Annotated in this window: 18 protein-coding genes; all 18 read right to left on the reverse strand. The window is 34.5% G+C overall.

The window, feature by feature from the left end; all coding sequences use genetic code 11:
• Nucleotides 1-242: 242 nt before the first annotated feature.
• Nucleotides 243-764, reverse strand: coding sequence for a serine acetyltransferase (locus PHP90_RS08390; RefSeq protein ID WP_299928131.1), 522 nt, complete (start codon nucleotides 762-764; stop codon nucleotides 243-245).
• Between the two features lie 8 nt (nucleotides 765-772).
• Nucleotides 773-1,981, reverse strand: a complete 1,209-nt coding sequence (locus PHP90_RS08395) for a glycosyltransferase family 4 protein (protein ID WP_299928132.1) — start codon at nucleotides 1,979-1,981, stop codon at nucleotides 773-775.
• Entirely contained in the window at nucleotides 1,978-3,357 is a 1,380-nt protein-coding gene (locus tag PHP90_RS08400; RefSeq protein WP_299928134.1) for an alginate lyase family protein, read from the reverse strand. The genes PHP90_RS08395 and PHP90_RS08400 overlap by 4 nt, the downstream gene beginning before the upstream one ends.
• A gap of 195 nt (nucleotides 3,358-3,552) precedes the next feature.
• On the reverse strand, nucleotides 3,553-4,590 hold the full coding sequence (locus PHP90_RS08405; protein ID WP_299928137.1) for a glycosyltransferase: 1,038 nt from the start codon (nucleotides 4,588-4,590) through the stop codon (nucleotides 3,553-3,555).
• On the reverse strand, nucleotides 4,587-5,885 hold the full coding sequence (locus tag PHP90_RS08410) for a hypothetical protein (protein ID WP_299928141.1): 1,299 nt from the start codon (nucleotides 5,883-5,885) through the stop codon (nucleotides 4,587-4,589). Before PHP90_RS08410 ends, PHP90_RS08405 begins: the two co-directional genes overlap by 4 nt.
• Nucleotides 5,886-5,887: 2 nt before the next feature.
• On the reverse strand, nucleotides 5,888-6,913 hold the full coding sequence (locus PHP90_RS08415) for a glycosyltransferase family 4 protein (RefSeq protein ID WP_299928144.1): 1,026 nt from the start codon (nucleotides 6,911-6,913) through the stop codon (nucleotides 5,888-5,890).
• The gene (locus PHP90_RS08420; RefSeq protein ID WP_299928147.1) at nucleotides 6,914-8,092 is read right to left on the reverse strand and encodes a hypothetical protein; all 1,179 of its coding nucleotides are present in this window, start codon (nucleotides 8,090-8,092) and stop codon (nucleotides 6,914-6,916) included.
• Nucleotides 8,085-8,534: a hypothetical protein gene (locus PHP90_RS08425; RefSeq protein WP_299928150.1), complete on the reverse strand. Its 450-nt coding sequence runs from the start codon at nucleotides 8,532-8,534 to the stop codon at nucleotides 8,085-8,087. Before PHP90_RS08425 ends, PHP90_RS08420 begins: the two co-directional genes overlap by 8 nt.
• 12 nt (nucleotides 8,535-8,546) lie before the next feature.
• Nucleotides 8,547-9,614, reverse strand: coding sequence for a glycosyltransferase (locus PHP90_RS08430; RefSeq protein WP_299928153.1), 1,068 nt, complete (start codon nucleotides 9,612-9,614; stop codon nucleotides 8,547-8,549).
• A 27-nt stretch (nucleotides 9,615-9,641) separates the two neighbouring features.
• Nucleotides 9,642-10,682 carry a hypothetical protein gene (locus PHP90_RS08435; protein WP_299928156.1) on the reverse strand — a complete coding sequence of 347 codons (1,041 nt, stop codon included), beginning with the start codon at nucleotides 10,680-10,682 and terminating at the stop codon, nucleotides 9,642-9,644.
• Between the two features lie 53 nt (nucleotides 10,683-10,735).
• Nucleotides 10,736-11,848 carry a glycosyltransferase family 4 protein gene (locus PHP90_RS08440; RefSeq protein WP_299928159.1) on the reverse strand — a complete coding sequence of 371 codons (1,113 nt, stop codon included), beginning with the start codon at nucleotides 11,846-11,848 and terminating at the stop codon, nucleotides 10,736-10,738.
• Nucleotides 11,845-12,396, reverse strand: a complete 552-nt coding sequence (locus PHP90_RS08445; protein WP_299928162.1) for an acyltransferase — start codon at nucleotides 12,394-12,396, stop codon at nucleotides 11,845-11,847. The genes PHP90_RS08440 and PHP90_RS08445 overlap by 4 nt, the downstream gene beginning before the upstream one ends.
• A 28-nt stretch (nucleotides 12,397-12,424) precedes the next feature.
• A complete protein-coding gene (locus PHP90_RS08450) occupies nucleotides 12,425-13,348 on the reverse strand; it encodes a glycosyltransferase (RefSeq protein ID WP_299928165.1) in 924 nt (307 codons plus the stop codon).
• Nucleotides 13,349-13,374: 26 nt separating this feature from the next.
• Entirely contained in the window at nucleotides 13,375-14,841 is a 1,467-nt protein-coding gene (locus PHP90_RS08455) for a lipopolysaccharide biosynthesis protein (RefSeq protein ID WP_299928168.1), read from the reverse strand.
• Between the two features lie 11 nt (nucleotides 14,842-14,852).
• On the reverse strand, nucleotides 14,853-15,542 hold the full coding sequence (locus tag PHP90_RS08460; RefSeq protein WP_299928171.1) for a WbqC family protein: 690 nt from the start codon (nucleotides 15,540-15,542) through the stop codon (nucleotides 14,853-14,855).
• The gene (locus tag PHP90_RS08465) at nucleotides 15,542-16,636 is read right to left on the reverse strand and encodes a DegT/DnrJ/EryC1/StrS family aminotransferase (protein WP_299928174.1); all 1,095 of its coding nucleotides are present in this window, start codon (nucleotides 16,634-16,636) and stop codon (nucleotides 15,542-15,544) included. Before PHP90_RS08465 ends, PHP90_RS08460 begins: the two co-directional genes overlap by 1 nt.
• Complete coding sequence (locus tag PHP90_RS08470) at nucleotides 16,633-17,619, reverse strand: glycosyltransferase family A protein (protein ID WP_299928177.1); 987 nt, start codon at nucleotides 17,617-17,619, stop codon at nucleotides 16,633-16,635. The genes PHP90_RS08465 and PHP90_RS08470 overlap by 4 nt, the downstream gene beginning before the upstream one ends.
• 11 nt (nucleotides 17,620-17,630) lie before the next feature.
• Nucleotides 17,631-18,497, reverse strand: coding sequence for a polysaccharide pyruvyl transferase family protein (locus PHP90_RS08475; RefSeq protein WP_299928180.1), 867 nt, complete (start codon nucleotides 18,495-18,497; stop codon nucleotides 17,631-17,633).
• Between the last annotated feature and the right edge of the window lie 88 nt (nucleotides 18,498-18,585).

Genomic DNA, 18,585 nt, shown 5'->3' on the forward strand with positions numbered 1-18,585 from the left:
AAACAAGCTCCCTCCAACCAGCCATATTTTCGAACCCATTATAAGCCGTTGTCGCAGTAGCCAAAAATACCCGATAAGCATCACGGGCAAAAATGCAAATATAAAAGCATAGGAATTAAATAGCATTGTTTATTGGTACAACTTCATAACTGTATTTTACCTTTAAATTATATCATCTGATAGCATATGTTTATTTTAAAAAAAACAAAAATTCATTTTAATTTTTTTACAAAGTCTTCATTCTAGGAAATGATAGAATAACCTGGATTAAGAACAACAATGGCATTATCTGGTATATCTTTATGTATAACTGCATTTGCTCCAATTTTGACATTATTTCCAATTGTAATTTTCCCAAATAGTTTTGCGCCAGGTGCTATATAAACATTATCACCAATTATTGGTGCTCCTCTTTTATCTCCTGCTCCAGATACACCTATGGTTACAAGTTGTGAAATAGTACAATTTACACCAATTTTTGCTTTATGCGAGATTGTTATCCCTCCGTAATGACCAATATAAAAGCCTTCACCAATTGAAGTATTTCTAGGTATTTCAATACCCCATAACCTGTCTTGTCTATACATATACAAATATAATGGAGTCAATAAGACTTTAAGTAAAATATTTTGTGCCAATAACCATTGTCCAAACCGTAAAGTTATAACTGCATGAACACCTGGAGCTCTAAAACAGCCGATAATTCGTTTAATTTTATTACCACTTAACATATTATACGTACGACCAATATCTTTAGATAACATGAATAATCCTATATGTGTTGTTTGATGATAGTATACATCTGATGAGCGAGCTTTTTACGATCATACGCTATGGCAAGTGAATCACAACCTAACTGAAGCGAGGAATATAAAATAGGGTCATTTTTGAGCTGTTGCACTTTTGCAATAAAATCACTTTCGTTCTCAGGTTCAAAACACAAGCCCGCATTGTGATGCTCAATAATCTCTTTAGCCTGACCTTCCACCCCAAGTAACGTTGGTTTACGCATGGCGGATGCCTCAAAGATTTTTGATGGGATAACGGTTTTAAAATTATCTTCTTTTTTTAGAGGAGCTAGTGATACATCACAAATGGATAGATACATAGGAACGTCCTCTTTGGAAATCGGATCTAAAAAAGTAACATTAGTAAGAGAAAACTCATTCGCTAAAGCAACAATAGTTTTCTTCATTGCACCATCACCAATGAACAAAAAATGGATGTCTGGATCAGATATTTTTGCGATGGATTGGACAATGAAATCTAGGCTATGCGCAAGCCCGTGTGTCCCGATATATCCAATAATAAATTTACCACTGATATTTAATTGTTCTAATAGTAGTGGATCTTTTGTTCGATCGTAAAACAATTCAACATTTGATCCATTGGTTATAACGTCGATTTTTTCAGCATTTATACCGCGTTTAATGAGATTATTTTTGAATGCATCTGTGACGGCAATGACTCGTGTCGCATCACGATAGAGAGCCAATTCAATTTTTTCTAATATATCGATTACTCGTCCTTGCTTCATTGCTCCGACAGTTTTGATAGATTCTGGCCATAAATCACGAAGTTCAAATATCCATGGTTTTCTCCGTATTTTTGACAATCCCCATCCTGTCCATGTTGTAAAAAATTGTGGGGAAGTCGCAATGATAATGTCATATTTTTGAAATAGACCGACCCAAAATGCCATAAAAGCAAAACTGACATAATCGAGTACCCGTTTAATAAATCCACTGTTAGCCGTGATATAGCTCCAAACCCGAATTACTTCGATCCCATCTATGTATTCTTTTTGATACAGTTTGTTTTTATAACCAGCATATATTTTTCCATGAGGAAAATTAGGAAAACAGGTAATAATTGTAACATCAGTTCCTTCTTTAATCCACTCTTGTACATGTTCATAGGTACGTGTAGCAGGTGCATTGACTTCCGGCGGAAAATTATCGGTAATAAAAAGGATTTTCATAGTGTGATTTCCATACTTAGTGTTTTTTGAAAGGTGCATTCGATTACGGTTGCAGGGATTAGGGTATTAAATTCAGGTGCATAGTTGTATGTATTAAGTGCCAAAGAACTATGATTTTGACATGTAACGGTCACATCGTTTATGAGTATTGTATTATCGTTAATGTTGACTATCGTATCTGGATGACAATGTAAATAGGCGACAGATGGATATGAATTTTTACTTTGGACGGTATCTTCAATTTTAATATGCTTGGAATCAAACGAAAATCTGCGAGTATGCAAAGCACCGATCTTGAGATAACCGTCATGTGTTGCTTCGATTGTGCTTTGACTCTCGGAAAGATGGATGATTTTTGCACGATCGGCAACACGAAACCCTCCCCATACGTCGCTTTGTTCTTTGTTGTCAATCATTACAGTATTATGAGAAGCAGTTGAACGTTCAATTTGACGAAGCTGATTTGATTCATAAGTTGAAATACCGGTATCAACAATGAATGGCTTACCCATAATATGAAGCTCAAAGTTGAAAGTGTCACTATGGGCATGACCAGGAATATAGTCAGGACCAATATTCCCGACATCTAGGACACATTCATAATTTTCTGTAACTATTTTGCGATATCCGGATTTTGTAAGCGGTTGGATGAGTGGAGAAATTTCAAGTAGACGGGCATATTCAAATAAATTTGCTGAAGTTGGGGCAATACCTTTTGCGCTGTCATTAAGAAGAGGTATGGACCCATCCTTGTAGGTAATAGTTGTGAGCCATCCTAACATGAGTGAAGCTTTTTTTTCAAGTGGAAGTAAAAGTTCATGCGTTTTCCACGGATTATTTTTAACGAGGTTAATACAGTCTAATACACGAAAAAGCATAATTTGATGATACATTGGGCTAAGCTCAAAATGGGCACCGTCAGATAAAATTTGTTCCTCGAGTTCTGATAACAGAATTGTTTTTGCTGCAGAGTAAAAGGATTCATTTTGATAATAATAGGCGCCGAACAGGAGAGAAAAACCGTTTTCGAGGAGGTGATTACCTAAAAGATGATATTCCAGATTATCAAGGAGTATATGGTATTGTGAAAACAGAGAATCGTCTATGATTGGGTCCGATATATGGTGTAAAGATAAAAATTTAATCCAGTTGATACCGCGTAATGAAATCGGAAAGGGTTCAAGGGCATCTTTATGCAAGGCTGCTTGGTCAATGAAATTATGTATTAATGTAATTCCTTCTTCTTGGCTGATGGATGTTTGATGCAAAAAATCGAAATAGCATAGATTGTAAGTCCAAAGTTTGCCGTATTCAGAAAAGTTCCAATCGATACGTAGTGAAAAAGTATGACTTTTATTGAGGAATGTAAAGTTCAAATCCTGATAGGATGTATATGAATGAATTGAAGGTTGGAAGGATAGCAATGAACTTTTGGATTGTATTGTAAGCGGATAATTCCACTGGAGGTTGGTACGAAATTTACGACGAAAAAAATAGTAAAGACGAAAAAAAATTTGTTCTTTTTTTAAATAAACAATTGTTTTTAAGAGTTGTAATACTTTCTTCATTATTCAACAAACTTCGATTTGTTTTAAAAAATTGACAGTTTGAATATCTGTATCAAAATCATTGAATTTTGCAAGGGCGGTTTTTGACATCAGGTCATAATCGGCAGTTGCAAAATATTCCATTGCTGAGACAAGTTGATCGACATTTTGAGGTTCGATTAAGATACCGGTTTTATAGTTTTCCGTAATCTCTTGAATCCCTTGCAGAGTAGTTGCTATCACGGGTATTCCTAGAGAGAAGGCTTCAATAATGATTCCTGGATAGCCTTCCCCTTTGTAAAATGTTGGAAGTAATAACACATCGTATCGATTCAATGTAGGTAATACTTGCTGAGAAGGTAATGATTGTTGATATGCTGCCCGGAATTGTTGAAAATATTCAGGTGTATATTTTTCTTCAACGATCGGCCCGTATATATCGATAGTATACTCTTCACCCAACCGGTTGGATGCCTCTAATATTTCATCAACTCCTTTAGCATGTTTAACATGGCTGATAAAAACAAAACGTTTGGAGTAGTTTTTTTCGATGGGTTTAAGCTCAGGACGTTTACGAACATTTGGAAACCAGTACGTATTTGGATTGATCTCTTTAAAAAATGAGACAAGAAATTTCATTTCCATAAAAAGGGTATCAAAGTTTGAAAAAATAAATTTTAGAAGGGCTTTTTTGAAAAAACCGGCATCGTTGTATACGTTTGCTGCTTCCCCTCCAAATTTTCTAAGGCTCGTCGGTTTATTTAAGATCTTGCTAAATAAAAGTATAGGGATAGATAAAATAATGTAATTTCGAGAACTATGAAATGAAACATGGGATGTACTAGGGAGATATCGCAACAGTTGGATAAAAATTGAAATATATGCTGTAAATCGATTAAAATAATTGAATTTATTCGTATCAATCACATTGAAAGAAATACCGTGTTCTTTGCAATATTGAAGTAAATTTTCGAATAATACAACAGCTCCTCCTGTTTTTGAAGGTTCTTGGATATTGGTCATAGGACCTATAAGCAGTAGATGTTTGGTATTTTGTTTCATTTTTCTAACTCTTGCACTAATAAAATCATTTTGCCCCTGTGACTTTTGATAATTTCATTTTCACTGACTATTTTAACGTCGATTATGAAATCTTTTAACTCTTTTTGAATGGCTTCGGCAAATTTTTCAGATAATTTTTGCGTCGGCATTGTGCTGTCAGTTTTTTGTAATAATCGTATTTCGACTTTTCCAAATTCTTTTTGGTGAAATTGATAATACAAGATATCATTTTCGACTTCAGTATGCATGGCAAGTAAAGTCACAGAAATCTTATTGTCTTTTGAAAAATAGAGAAAGTCTTTTCCTCGTCGGCTGGTGATGTTTTTGAGATAAAAAGAATGTTCATCTTCGATGAGTTCCGCTCCGTCTCCCATACAAAAATTAATTAATGGCATAGCGCGATTTACAAAAGAGGTCACCACAAGTTCACCATCAACGATTCTTGGGTAACCATATGAAGAGTAAACTTTATAGATGCCGTTAGCTTCATTATCAACGGCAATAATAGCTCGTTCTGAATGTCCGTAAAATGAGATTACTTTACAACTGAAAAAATCAGAAATCTTTTTTTTCTCTTCAACGGTTGCACCTTCACTCGTCAAAAAGACACCTTTTAGTTTTAAGTGATAATTGTTTTCTTGAAAAAACTCCATGTATTGTTTTACAAGGGATGGGTATCCGTGAATATATTTAATATCATAATCTTTGATAATTTCAAGAAAATCTTTAAAATTTTTATGATTGACTTTATAAATATCTACTATTAGTTCATTGTGGATCGGGCTAAGCTCTACAAGTTTGCTTCCACGTAGCATTTTGCCGCGCAAAGTGAGTTTTACGTCTCTTTTTCGTTCATAGCCGGCAAATGACCAAATGTGGTGTACATGTGCCCATTCAATTCCATAAAGTTCATTAGAAAGCAAAATGGTGGTAGGATTTCTACCGGTTCCGCCCGTTGTTGTCAGATAAGAGTTAAATAGATTGAATTCATCCGATGTATAGTATGCCAGATCTGTTGCAATATCGTATGATGTGACAAGCGGCAAAGACTCTAAAATAGAGCGTGCATTGTTAGCATCGACATGCAGAGGTATGTGATCTTTACCATAGAGGGTATGTTCTCGCGCATAATTTAATGTCTCGGCTAGATGTATATCAAAGAGATTTTTATCAAAAGAGATTTTTGATTTCCACTGTGTATATGATTTGCCAAACAGGATTGAATCTGGAGTATTTTTTAAAAAAAATAAAAATTTTTTCGGGAGACAGTCGTAAAGGTTTTTAAGATTTCCCAACATTAGAGAAATTGCTCCTCATTTAAAATCATCTGAATGAATTTAGGAGTTTGGATATCACTGTCAAATGATTCAAAACACTTTAGCGTATTTTCAGACAAATCTTTATAGTTAACTTCGTCAAAACATTCAACACTATTTTTAATATCATTAGTGTTTTTGGAATGTATAAATATAGCACATTTTTCATCTATCATCTCTTTAATACCTGCTAATTCGGTAACAATAATCGGTAATCCGACTGAAAGTGCTTCGATTATAATGCCTGGGTACCCTTCGCGGTATGAGGGGAGGATCAAAACATCATAATCTTTTAAAATTAGCGGCACTTCTTTTGGATTGAGTGCTCTTTGATACTTGGCGCGATAAGGAGAAAAATCAAATCCTTTCATATCTTCGGCTATTGGTCCATACAGGTGTATTGTGTATGATTCGTCGAGTAATGTTGAAGCTTCTAGCAGTTCTATTACACCTTTTTCCCTAGTAATTGTTCCGATAAAAATAAATCTTTTTTGGAAGGGACCGGAACGAAGTATTTCGACTTTTTTCCGAACATTTGGAAACCAATAGGTATTTTGGTTAAAACTGGAAAAATGGTTGACCAAATATTTGGTTTCAAAAAAGTTGGCGTCTGAATTTTTTAATGTCCATGAAACGATTGGTTTGAGAATAATGTTCAGGGAATCATAGTCTTCTTTAAAGTCCCCACCGAATTTTCTTAAACTAACCGTTTGTCTCAAAATTTTTGCTAATAATGTGGCCACTGGGGCGATAAACATAAAATCGCCAATTGTGCAGTGGACAGATAAATGGTCGAAATGTCTTGATTTGATGAGTAATTGATACCAGATACATAACAGTGCAATTACTTTATTGGGATAGTTTTCTTTGTTGGTATCAATAACGCTGTATTTGATCCCTTTTTGATCGAACTGTTGAAGCAAATCTAAAAACAAGACAATCACTCCACCTGTTTTTGTAGAATCCTTTTTATTTGCTATGGGGCCAATAAGTAAGACAGATTTCATTTAATTATCTTTAATAGTGTATTCAAACTCATTATATCCATCTGTAATAGGTATATTCACCGTTTGTAGTCCATTTTTTTGCTCAGAATGATAAATAACACATTCCTGTTGCAGCGAAAAAGGGTTTTGATGTGTGATGGAGAGGACCGTTTCTGACAGCTTTCTGGTGTTGGTGAAATATATGGTCAGTTTGTTGCTATCCCACTCCAAAATAGAGTTCTCTTTAATATAACGATAGGTTGCGATTTCAGCGCATGTCGCATACCAAATATTGCGCGGACATAAGAATCCGAATATTTTATTTAAACTTTTTATATCGGTCACAATGTTTGAAGATTGTACAGTTCCCCATGTTGTTGAGGGAGAGATATGTTCCTGAATACTGATGATTTTTCGGTGTTTGTAAAGCTGATATAATTGATAATAGGCGAGTAAATTATAAAGTGGCTGTAGATATTTCATATATCGCTTTTGGCGGTCTCTGCTCGCATCGCCTGTGATATAAGATAAGCGGATGAATTTGTTGCCGGCAAAAGAAGTTGGAAACGAAAAAATACGATTTTTTCCAAAGTAATGAGTATCATTTGACTGATAGTGTCCGTTGTCACACCAATATAAAAAATTGCACTGATCGATTATTTCTGCAGAATTTTGAATGGCGACATATCCGCAGTATTTGCCTCCGACGATAGTGACACCGGTTGTTTGTTTGAAAAGCTCAATCCCTTTTTGTGTGACATTGACACCTTTTTCAACTGTATCAAATAAAGCCCATTCGTGAATCCAGTTTTGGCCGACAGTGCATAGATTTGGATTGACATAACGTCCATGATTTGAGCCGTGATGAGCTATTTCATGTCCGGATGCTATCAGTTTCTGTAAAAACTGTTGATACTCTAATCGCTCTCCCAGAGCATACTTTTGGATTGGATAATTACAATTCTCATTCAAAATTCCGTGCCGTAAATAGGGAATAAAGAAAGTGATTTTGATATCCGGATAAAAGTCAAGGAGCTCTTGTTGGAGAAAATGATAGGCAGACCCTTCTTGATCACCTAAATACCCCCAGTCATTTTTATAAGATTCAGGATAAAGGTCAATATAGGCATCGCTTAAGTCATCGATCATTAATACAGCAGGTGCTTGATAGTTATCATACCAAGCCGCAATTTTAAACATAGTCTTCCATTCTAATATTTGGTTCAACGGTACGCACAATTTTTGCGGGTATACCGGCAACTGCGCAGTTAGAAGGAACATTGTGAATCACTACTGCATTCGCACCGATAACGACATTATCTCCGATTGTGACATTTCCAAGTATTCTTGCCCCGGCTCCGATATAAACATAATCACCGATTACGGGAACTTCTTTGATTTTTGATTTACCACCTATCGTGATCCCTTGTCCAATAATACAATTTTCACCAATTACGGTTCGCTCGTGTATTACACAGCCAATTCCACCATAGGCAAATTTTGTATTTTTCCCTATCTTTGTTTGTGCTGGAAGAGAAGAGTTAAAAAGTAAAAATTGAATGTAATATATCACTTTTGGTAAAAAAGGTATATTTAAAAGATATAGTCGATGAGCTATAGCGTGGAAATTGGTAATATTCATGATGTATACTTCTTAATTAGTAAATATTTCATTGAGTTCTTTTTTACTATCGACAGTTGAGGAAAAAATACGTTTAATCTCTTTAGTCTTTAAGATAACATTGGAAAGTCCATGAATATCCTCTACCTCCACCAAATATCCGTTATCACCATCGTGAATCAACTTTGATAAAAAAGGGATACATTTGGTCGAGATAACAGGTGTATTTAAATAAAGGGACTCCAATACCGTATTAGGAAGCCCTTCCCATCGTGAGGAGAGGACATATACATCGGCAAACTTAAAATAGGGATAAGGATTGGATTGATAACCTAAAAAAGTAATGTGATTTTCTAAGTTCAAATCTTTAACTTTTTGCTCAAGTGATATTCTCTCTCCTGAAACATCTTCTCCGATAATAAAGAGTTTGAAATTAGGATTTTTAGTGATAACATGCGCAAAACTTTCAATAAGAATATCAAATCCTTTTTGATGGTGCAGTCTTCCGGCAGCAATGACATTAATATTTTCAGAGTCGTAGGGACTCACACTATTTACAGTTTTATTATCTATATCTTGTTGATCTATCGGATTTAAAAGGACTTTGATTTTGTCTGGATTAATACCATGAAAATTTATGATTTCTTCTCGCATTTCAGGTGTCTGTGCAATAATTTGATCACATTTGGTGTAAGTGAACTCGATGAGATATTTCATAATTCTGCTGAGCTCATTATTTGCAATCAATAGTTTGGGAGAGTTAGGACTACGTAAAATGATGTATGGCTTTAATTTACTCCAAGTTAATGCTACGACTAATGCAATATTTCCTCTAAATAAAGAAGAAAATACTATGTCAGGATTAATTTCAGTGATTTTTTTTCTAAGTTTAAAAAATGAAAAAAGTGTTTTTTTGACATCTAGTATATGAATATGAATATCTTTAGGGACATTAGCCATAGCAGGACCCTTATCGCTTAATGTCACTAAATATACTTCAAAATATTTTTTATCGAGTAGTTTCATGATATTAATTGTTACTTTTTCAGCACCTCCTCCGGCCATTTGAGGTAAGAAAAATAGTACTTTTTGTTTTTTCATCTAGGTCTTCTTTCTGTAATAAAGTATTTAATTATTGGAATCTCTTTTTCTCTGATTCAAAACCATCAGTGCAGCCATAAAGTACCAAAAGAGATAGTGGAAATAACTGATTTTTGTTAAAAAAACAATGAGCACAAAAAACAATGGAAGTCCCCATGCCATATAAAAACATAGTATGAACAAAGGTAACGATAAGACACCATAATCGTAGACAACACGGAAATAGAGTGATGTATCGGTCGCATCAGCTGTTTTTTCGTTTATATCAAACCCATTTCCAAAAAGGAGGGAGAATTCATCTTCAGCTAGCCATCCGTTAATGACATTTGTCCTAATATCAATTTGACGAAGATTGACAGCAGAGTTAAAACGATAATCGTTATAGGTTTTTATCCCTATTAATAAAATACTTGATACTATCAGGAAAATAGAGATCATTTTTCCTTTGTTTATAGATGGATCGATTAAAATTTTATATAACATAACAATGATCATGAATCCAGCCGCAACTACAATTGCAAAAAGAGAAAGTGATAAAAAGTAGCTGGCCAATGTAAAATAATGTAAGCGGGTTAGCTTTCTATTCTCTAAATAGCTCAATACCAGATATGGTAAGGTCGCCATGGCATATGTCCCGGGTTCATTGAAAAGGCTGGTTGGTCGTATAAAGAAACTAGAAGAAGAGAAATAGGCTTGATACCGTTGAGCTTCACCGGTGATAGGTTGAAGAAAGTCAATGTAATGCCCAGTAATGTAATAAACAAAAAATTGTAGGTACCAAGCAAATACAAACAGGATTAATGCACTGTTTATACTGGTAAATAAAAGTTGATGTTGTTTGTCATAAAACAAAAACATAAAGGCAACAACAAAGATATTAGTAAGTATCAAGACGATAAAAGTTAAAACTACCAAGGGAGCTGTATTCAGCACATATAAAAGATAGATGATAAAAATGAGGGTAAGGGACAGGAAACTATTAATGTAAGATGTAGGTACTGGAAAAATTATTTTTAAATTGCTTGTAAGCATCAAAGTACCTACTAGAGCAATAAGTACTTCTCTCATATGTAGATTTATTTGCCATGGGATATAAACTGCCAGAAGAATAGAGAGGATAGTTACGAACATGTAGTTACTCTACAGTCTGTTTGGATAACGGTTTCCCATTGGGACATAATTGATGGAAGACTTAATGTATCATTGATCTTGAGTGCTTCGGATGAAAAATATTTGCGTAGCTCAGGGTCATTTGCAAGTTCAATCATCTTTTCAGCTAGACACTCTATATTTAGGTATTCAACCAGTATTCCATTTTGATTATTTACAATAATATCAGCCGGTCCCGTAGGACAATCGAAACTGATACATGGTAATCCTACCCCCATTGCCTCGCATAAAGCAACAGGGAAGCCTTCGAATCGTGAGGACATAACATACACATCGGCATCTTTTAAAACCGAATAAGGGTGTTTTACTCGTCCTGGCATATATACTTTATCTGCAATTCCGAGCTGTTCTGCATAATCAGTTAAATCACGACGCAATTCACCTTCACCTAAAATAGTTAGACTCCATTCCGGTTTTACCTTGGAGACAAGTACAAATGCTTCGAGGAGGTAATCTAACCCTTTTTGTCTCGTTAAGCTTCCAATGGCAATAAAGGTTGGTTTAGAGAGAGTTACTTCATCTGAATCAGAAATAATTGTAGGAATATTTAATGGATTTGGGATAATTCTAATCTTAGATTGGAGTGTGGATGGATAGTGTTTGACAAGATCTTTTGTGAGTAATACGATGATGGTTGCTAATTGATGATAAGCGAATGATTGAAAGAATCTCCATGGTTGAGGTAATTTTCTAACCATAGCAGGATTGTTATGCTCTTCAATTACTACAGGAATTTTCAATCCTATCGATGATAATAAAATTCGGACATTTGAAATATCCATATGGCTTATGACAACATCGGGTTGGTTTGTTTGAATGATACGACGAAGTTGCAGTAAGCTGGAAAGATTTAAAAATATTTTTTTAATAAACGAGAACCCGGCTGTAGAAAAGTTTGTTGTTTGTCGTTCAACACGTGAATCAATTGCAAAAAAATCTTCTTCGATAGGAGTATCTGTCAAAAGAATAACATGATATTTTTCTGCCCAATAATTAGCCATAAGGCTTGCTACTTTTTCAGCTCCACCTGCAGTCAAAGAACTAACATAGATTAAGATTTTCATATATTTCCTTGCAGCTGTTGTGTAAAATGCTCAACTAAAAATTTCTTTTTTTCTACAATGTTTAAATGTTTAGTTTGAAGAAAAAGGGGTTCATTTTTTTCAATATATTCTGAGAGTGAGCAAATATATTTAGCAGGAACCCCAGCATAAATGCTGTTATTAGTAAGTTCACCTTTCACAACACTGCCTGCACCTACTATAACATTGTCGCCTATGGTTGTTCCGGGCATAATAATTGCTCCCCATCCTATAAAAACATTATTACCGATATTGATCGGCTTAATCAAGTCGATTTTTTTGTATTTTTCATCGTATTGTCTTATCACACTGACTGCTCCGTCATGTGTGACGAAACTAACATCAACAGAGGTTGCGACATAATCTCCCATTTTGATCAGATAGGGTTCACTGCCAAATTGTTTTGTTCTAAAACTGCAATGCGATCCAAATCGGACTCCACGTGATTTTGCATATTGGTTTGGATGAACAAAGGAACTTTCCAATATTTTTCGATATATTTTATTAAAGATGAGTTTAAAAAATTTCATTTCATTCCATTTCTTGAATTGTGATATTCTATCTTAGTTTGAACTCGGTTAAAATTGTATTTATAAAAGCTTTAGGATATAAAAACAGAAATAATGTGGCATATTTCATAAAATAACCAAATTGTTTTTCTTTGAGAGAAGTTATTACAGTTAACATATATTTTCTACTTAACAATTTGTCGATTACATCATCAATTTCAAAATCGGAAAACTCTTGTTGTAAATCTTTGTAGTAAGGGATAAAGGCAATATGTTTATCCATTCTATCCAATGTAGATTTTACCATTCCTGTTGTTAGAATACGATAGACTGAAGTGATTTCATTACTATAGTACAAACGGCCAAATTTTGCCATATACATAAATAATGGTGTGTCGCCAACAGGGTATTGTTTAGAAAAATAATAAGATAAATCAACATTTCTTAGAACTACTGAAGCTGTCGGAACAATTTTTGTCATAAGTATTTGAGCGACCGTTACTTCCCCGCTCGGTATTTTTTCCGTGTGTAATCGTGTATCAATTACAGTTCCATTATGATCATAATCTTTAATTTCTGCATTATGAAAGATGAGTGAGTAGTCAGGATTTTGCTCTAAAAAGTTTATTTGACGTTGAAGTTTTACTGAAGAAGTCCAATAATCATCCCCCTCACATATTGCAATATATTTACCGATTGAACGGTTCATAACTGCTGGGAAAGGCTGGAACCCTTTTGAATATTGGTTAGAAGATTCAAAAATAGGTTTGATGATATTCGGATATTTGTCAGCATATTGTTTAACGATAGCTGGCGTTTTGTCGGTAGAATAATCATCTCTGACGATGATTTCAAAAGCGAAGTTTGTTTTCTGCATTAAAAAACCATCGAGTGCATCGGCGATATAAGGCTCATGATTATAGGTCACACAACAAATACTGACCAGAATATGGTTGGAAGACCAGTTTTTCATAATCTCATTTTCAGATATACTGATCATTACGATGTTTCTTTCATTCGGATAATTTTTTTGTAATACGGTTGAATTTGCTCGAGTATTTCTGCAAACGAAGTTGTTTTAAACACCCATGACAAAAAGAAATAATAGCAAAGATATAATATACCCTGTATTAAAAACATTAAAATCAGTGATATATGAATGTGTTGAACAGAAAAAATAGTTATCGTTACTGATATAACGGCTATAGAAGCTTGTGATAGAAGAGGACGTATAAACAATCTACTTGGAAGATGGATCTCTTTCGAAGCTGCAAAAATATTTAAAGCAACACCAATTACTGAAGTAACGATCAGCCCATAAAGAAATGGATCCAGTCCGTAAAAGTATAAAACAAAGAAGTTGCCTACAATTAATATTTTTTTATAGATTTCTAAACGTAAAAAAGCTTTTGAATTGCCACGGCTGCTTAAAATATTAACGAGTAAAGCACTGATTGGATAGGCAAATCCACTTAGTGCAAGGATTTTAAAATAATAGACAGATGGCTCCCATTTTGCACCAAAAATAAGGACTATTAATTCATTTGCAGTGACATACAAGCCTCCTAGAATTAAGAAATCTATAAAACAGATAACGGCAAAAGCCTTTCTTATAACATTTTGAAAACGGATTAAATCTTTTTGAATTTTGCTTAAAACGGGGAAAAGAACTGCCATTAAACTGCCGGAAGAGTATTGAATAACAATTGAGTTTAGAGACATGGCTTGTTGAAAAAAGCCAAGAACAGCCGGAGAAAAAAGTTTTCCTATTAGTATATAATCAAGTCTTGTAAAGAGTGTCTCCAAAATACCGGATAAAAACATGCGGAATCCAAAACCCCATAATTGGAATAGTGCTTTTAATGAAAACTGAGCTGTCGGCCGCCATCTGGCAGCACCCCAGACTAAAAACGCATAAATAAATCCTTGTGACAATACTTGTGCTACCAGACTCCAGACACCTGCATTATTAAACGCTAATGTGATTCCGATAATACCGCTGGTAAAAGAAGAGATGAGATTGAGCTTTGTCATAAGTGCGTAATCTAATTCTTTTCGTAACTTAATATTTTGAACACTCGAGAGGGCATCAATAAAAAATGCTAAAGAGATCACTTGGGCTAATGGCACAATATCGGGATTATTATAGAATTTACCGATACTAGAAGCCGAAAAATAGACAATCAGTGTCAGAGCGAATGCCGATACAATATTGAAATAAAAGACAGATGAATAATGGATAGGTAAAATATGCCGACGTTGTATAAGCGCCGATCCTAAACCAATATCTGAAAAAATTTGCGCGATACCTACAATTACCATGATCATCGCAATAAGACCAAAATCGGAAGGTTCCAAAAGACGTGCCAAAAAGATCATAACGATAAAACTTATGCCATTTTTGGCAAATTTACCTATTATGTCCCACAAAAAGGCTTTTGTCCCTTTTGATTTTAAGTTGTTCATGATCAGAAAGTTTATACTAAAGTATATGCATCGAGCAAAGTATGGATTTCTGAGATACTGTTGAACATCATTACATCTACAATTGAGAGATTCGGAATAAAATCCAAATCAAATTGCGGATATTCGATGTGATTCATTGAAATAAAATTTAAAGTTATCCCATGGTCCAAAAAGCTCTCTTTTGAGTAGAGCTCTTGTCCGCCGATAGCATTGATATAGTGGGTAGCACCAAAGAGTTCACACATGTGGATTACTTTTTCTTCTCCGCGCAATGAATCATTTTTAACATAATCGCTAGTGTAAAAAATTCGGGTATCCAACTGTAGATAGTCAGCGATTTTTTGTATAGAGTTTCCTATGAATTTAGCAAGGTTTTTTTCAGGAAAACGTAGAATTTTCTCAAGAAGAGGGAAAACTTCATTAAAATGGGGTGCTTTGGCATAGGCATGCCGAAATTGAGTGAGGAGCATTTCCGAATTGTTTCCCACTTCAATTTGATTAATCAGTTTATTTTGACTGGCTCCGATAAGTTCTAAGGTAAAACGTTGAGCTTGACCGTTTAGAATTATAGTATTTCTGTTGATATAGCCCTGTTTAAAATAATTGACATCATCATAGATTCCATAGCTTTCAACTGCATGAATAAGTTGCCAATACCCAAGGTATGGAAATAAATAAGGCTGCATGATCCCGCATTTCATTATTCTGCTCCATTGAGAAATTTTAAGGTGCTTTGAACAATCTTACAAATGCGGTCTTGGTCAGCAGATTCCAAATCAGCATACATCGGTAAACATAGGATGCGTTTTGCGATATCTCTAGCTATAGGGCAATATTGTTTTGGTTCTATATACTTTAGAGTATCCAAAGAAGGATAAAAATAGCGTCTAGGAAAAATATCCTGCGCGTTTAAAGCGGTTTGGATAGTTTTTAACTCATTTTCACTTTTCAAGACGATTGGAAAATAGCTGAAGTTTTGTGAAGCATGAAGATTTCTTTTTTGGAATTGCACAATATCTTTGAGTTCATTCTGATATATGTTTTCAACAGATGCTCTTTTTTCACGAATTAACTCCAGATCATCTAATAGACATAATCCCATAGCAGCTTCAAATTCATTCATTTTAGCATTGGTACCCAGTTCAGGAATGGATTCAGTGTCTTCAATGCCGAAGTTGATCAGATAGCGTGCTTTTTGCACCAAGGTATCATCATTGATGATCAGAGCACCCCCTTCAATGGTATGAAAAAGTTTGGTAGCATGGAAACTTAGGGTTGAAATATCTCCGTAATTGAGTAAGCTTTGCCCCTTATATTGGACACCAAACGCATGCGCAGCATCATATATTACTTTAAGCCGATGCTTTTTGGCGATATGTTCAATGGTCTCAACCTCACAAGCATTACCAAAAACATGTACTCCTAAAATAGCGGAAGTATTTGGAGTAATTGCTTCTTCTATGTGATTAGGATCGATATTATAGGTCAAGGGATCAATATCGGAAAATATTGGGAGTAAACCATTCGTCACCAGTGAACTCGTGGTTGCTACAAAACTAAATGGGGTAGTTACGACAAAGCCGCTGATGCCAAGCGCACGATAAGCAATTTCTAATGCTACGGTTCCGTTAGCAACTAAAACAATATTTTTTACACCTAAGTATTCCGCTAACCGTTTTTCAAGTTTTTGGACTAGTGGTCCTCCGTTTGTAACCCAGCCATTTACGTATATTTCATCAATATAACGTTGGTACTTTGCTTTATCCGGTAAATAGGTTTTAGTTACAGGAATCATGATTTTCTCATTTTTGATATTAATATGTGGCGACAGGTTCTTACAAAATTTCTTAAAACAACGCTATTTTTAATACCGATTAGATGTGTCAATAGGCGAAATTTTTTGTTACCTACTGGAATAGGATTAGAATAACCCAAAAGATGGATTTTGGCCAGAACGTCTGGAACTAATTCAGGAAAATTCAAATAAACGTTTTGGATAAACCGGGAATATTGTCTGAATAATGCCTCTTTTAGTTCTTTGCTATCAGGATGAGTGTTTACAATAAGGAAATACGTTTCATATGACTCAAATTGAGACCGATAGTGTTTTGGAGTTCTTGTATTGTTTAGACTGAAAATGTTGTCCCGTCTATAATGACATAGAGCTTTAGGTTCATGAACGATTTCATTACAATGGGCAACTAACCTGCAAAGAAATTCTCCATCTTCATTTAATATCCAATCTTCATTCCATGGCCCACTTTCTAGAATGAGTTGTCTTGGAATGAGCAATGAACCGATTTGAAGCATTCCTCCAAAATTCCAAAAGTCAATGAGAAACTCTATGGGATTCTTATAACTTTTGAAATAGGGGTAGGTATGTTTTTTTCGAAAAGAGGTTGCGGTACTGAATTCTTCGATGCTTCCTATGAAAAGAGCTTTGTCTGTATACTCCTGAATCTGTTCCATTTGCAGTGCAATTTTATCTGGCTCTAATAGGTCGTCTGCATCAAGGTATTGGATATAGTTTCCGCTTGAAAGTTTAAATGCGGCATTACGTGTTTTTCCAGGGCCGCTGTTGGATTGGGTATACACATGGACACGATCAGATTCAAACTGTTTAGCAACGTTATAGCTATCATCAGTTGAACCATCATCAACAATTATGATTTCTATGTTTGGGTAAGTTTGAGCGAGTACAGACTGTACAGTTTCCCCAATGTATTTTTCAGTGTTATATAGGGGAATGAGAACAGATACTTTTGTATTATTAGACATGGTATTGTGTACTACACTATTCTAGATGATATATCAAAAGGACATGATTGTATCAGTTTATCTAAATCGATTTGAATTTTGTATGAGTCATTAAACAAAAGGTTTAATTCATCAAGAGAGGTATCCGCATTAATCACAAACGCCTCAGTATCTTTTCTTTTTACAGATAAGAAATAGTCTAGAAATTTAAAATCTCCTCCATGTAATTTATTTGATAGTTTTATCCATTTTGCGGGTATCCCATATGCGTCGGCAGTAATGATTCCATGTAATGAACTGGAAACAACCTTTTCACAACTTAGAATATCATCTATAAAACCAAAAGGATTTGATTGCGATACATCAATTATTTTTATTTTATTGTTATTCATATTATTCTGTAGCCAACTATTGTCTTTATCAAAATAGTGTGCGATGATTCCTAAGGAATAAATTTTTTTTATTTTTGGATTATACAGTTTTGGTAATAGCAAAGCAGGATCCCCATAAACTTCTGGACAATCAACCCCTGCATCAAGAAGTTTTTTACGTGTTTTTGGACCTCTTACAGCATGTATTTTTAAAGGTCTTTCTTTGAACATATCGGTTTCAGAAATAAATCCGCTGCCCCAAACAATAGAATTTTTGTTTACTCTTCCAAGAATTGATCCAATTACAAAATAGTGTTGTTTATTATACAAAAATGGTTCAACCTTTGTTACATCTTTATGGCTAAAGTGTTGAATAACAAGAGGATTTATAGCATCCCCAAAATTATAGACATCACTGTACCAATACGCACGCAATGCATTCGGTTTTAAAATATCATTTATTCTGTACTTGATTCTATTTGAATTAGTTTTGATAATTTTCAGCAATTTCTTGATATTTTTTTTCACGTTTTATCCTTCTTTTGATGTAGTCATATAATTATTTACTAAATTAATAATAAAAATATGCAATGGGTTAATGTTCCTTGAAAAATTA

The sequence above is a fragment of the Sulfuricurvum sp. genome (assembly GCF_028712165.1).
Lineage (GTDB): Bacteria > Campylobacterota > Campylobacteria > Campylobacterales > Sulfurimonadaceae > Sulfuricurvum.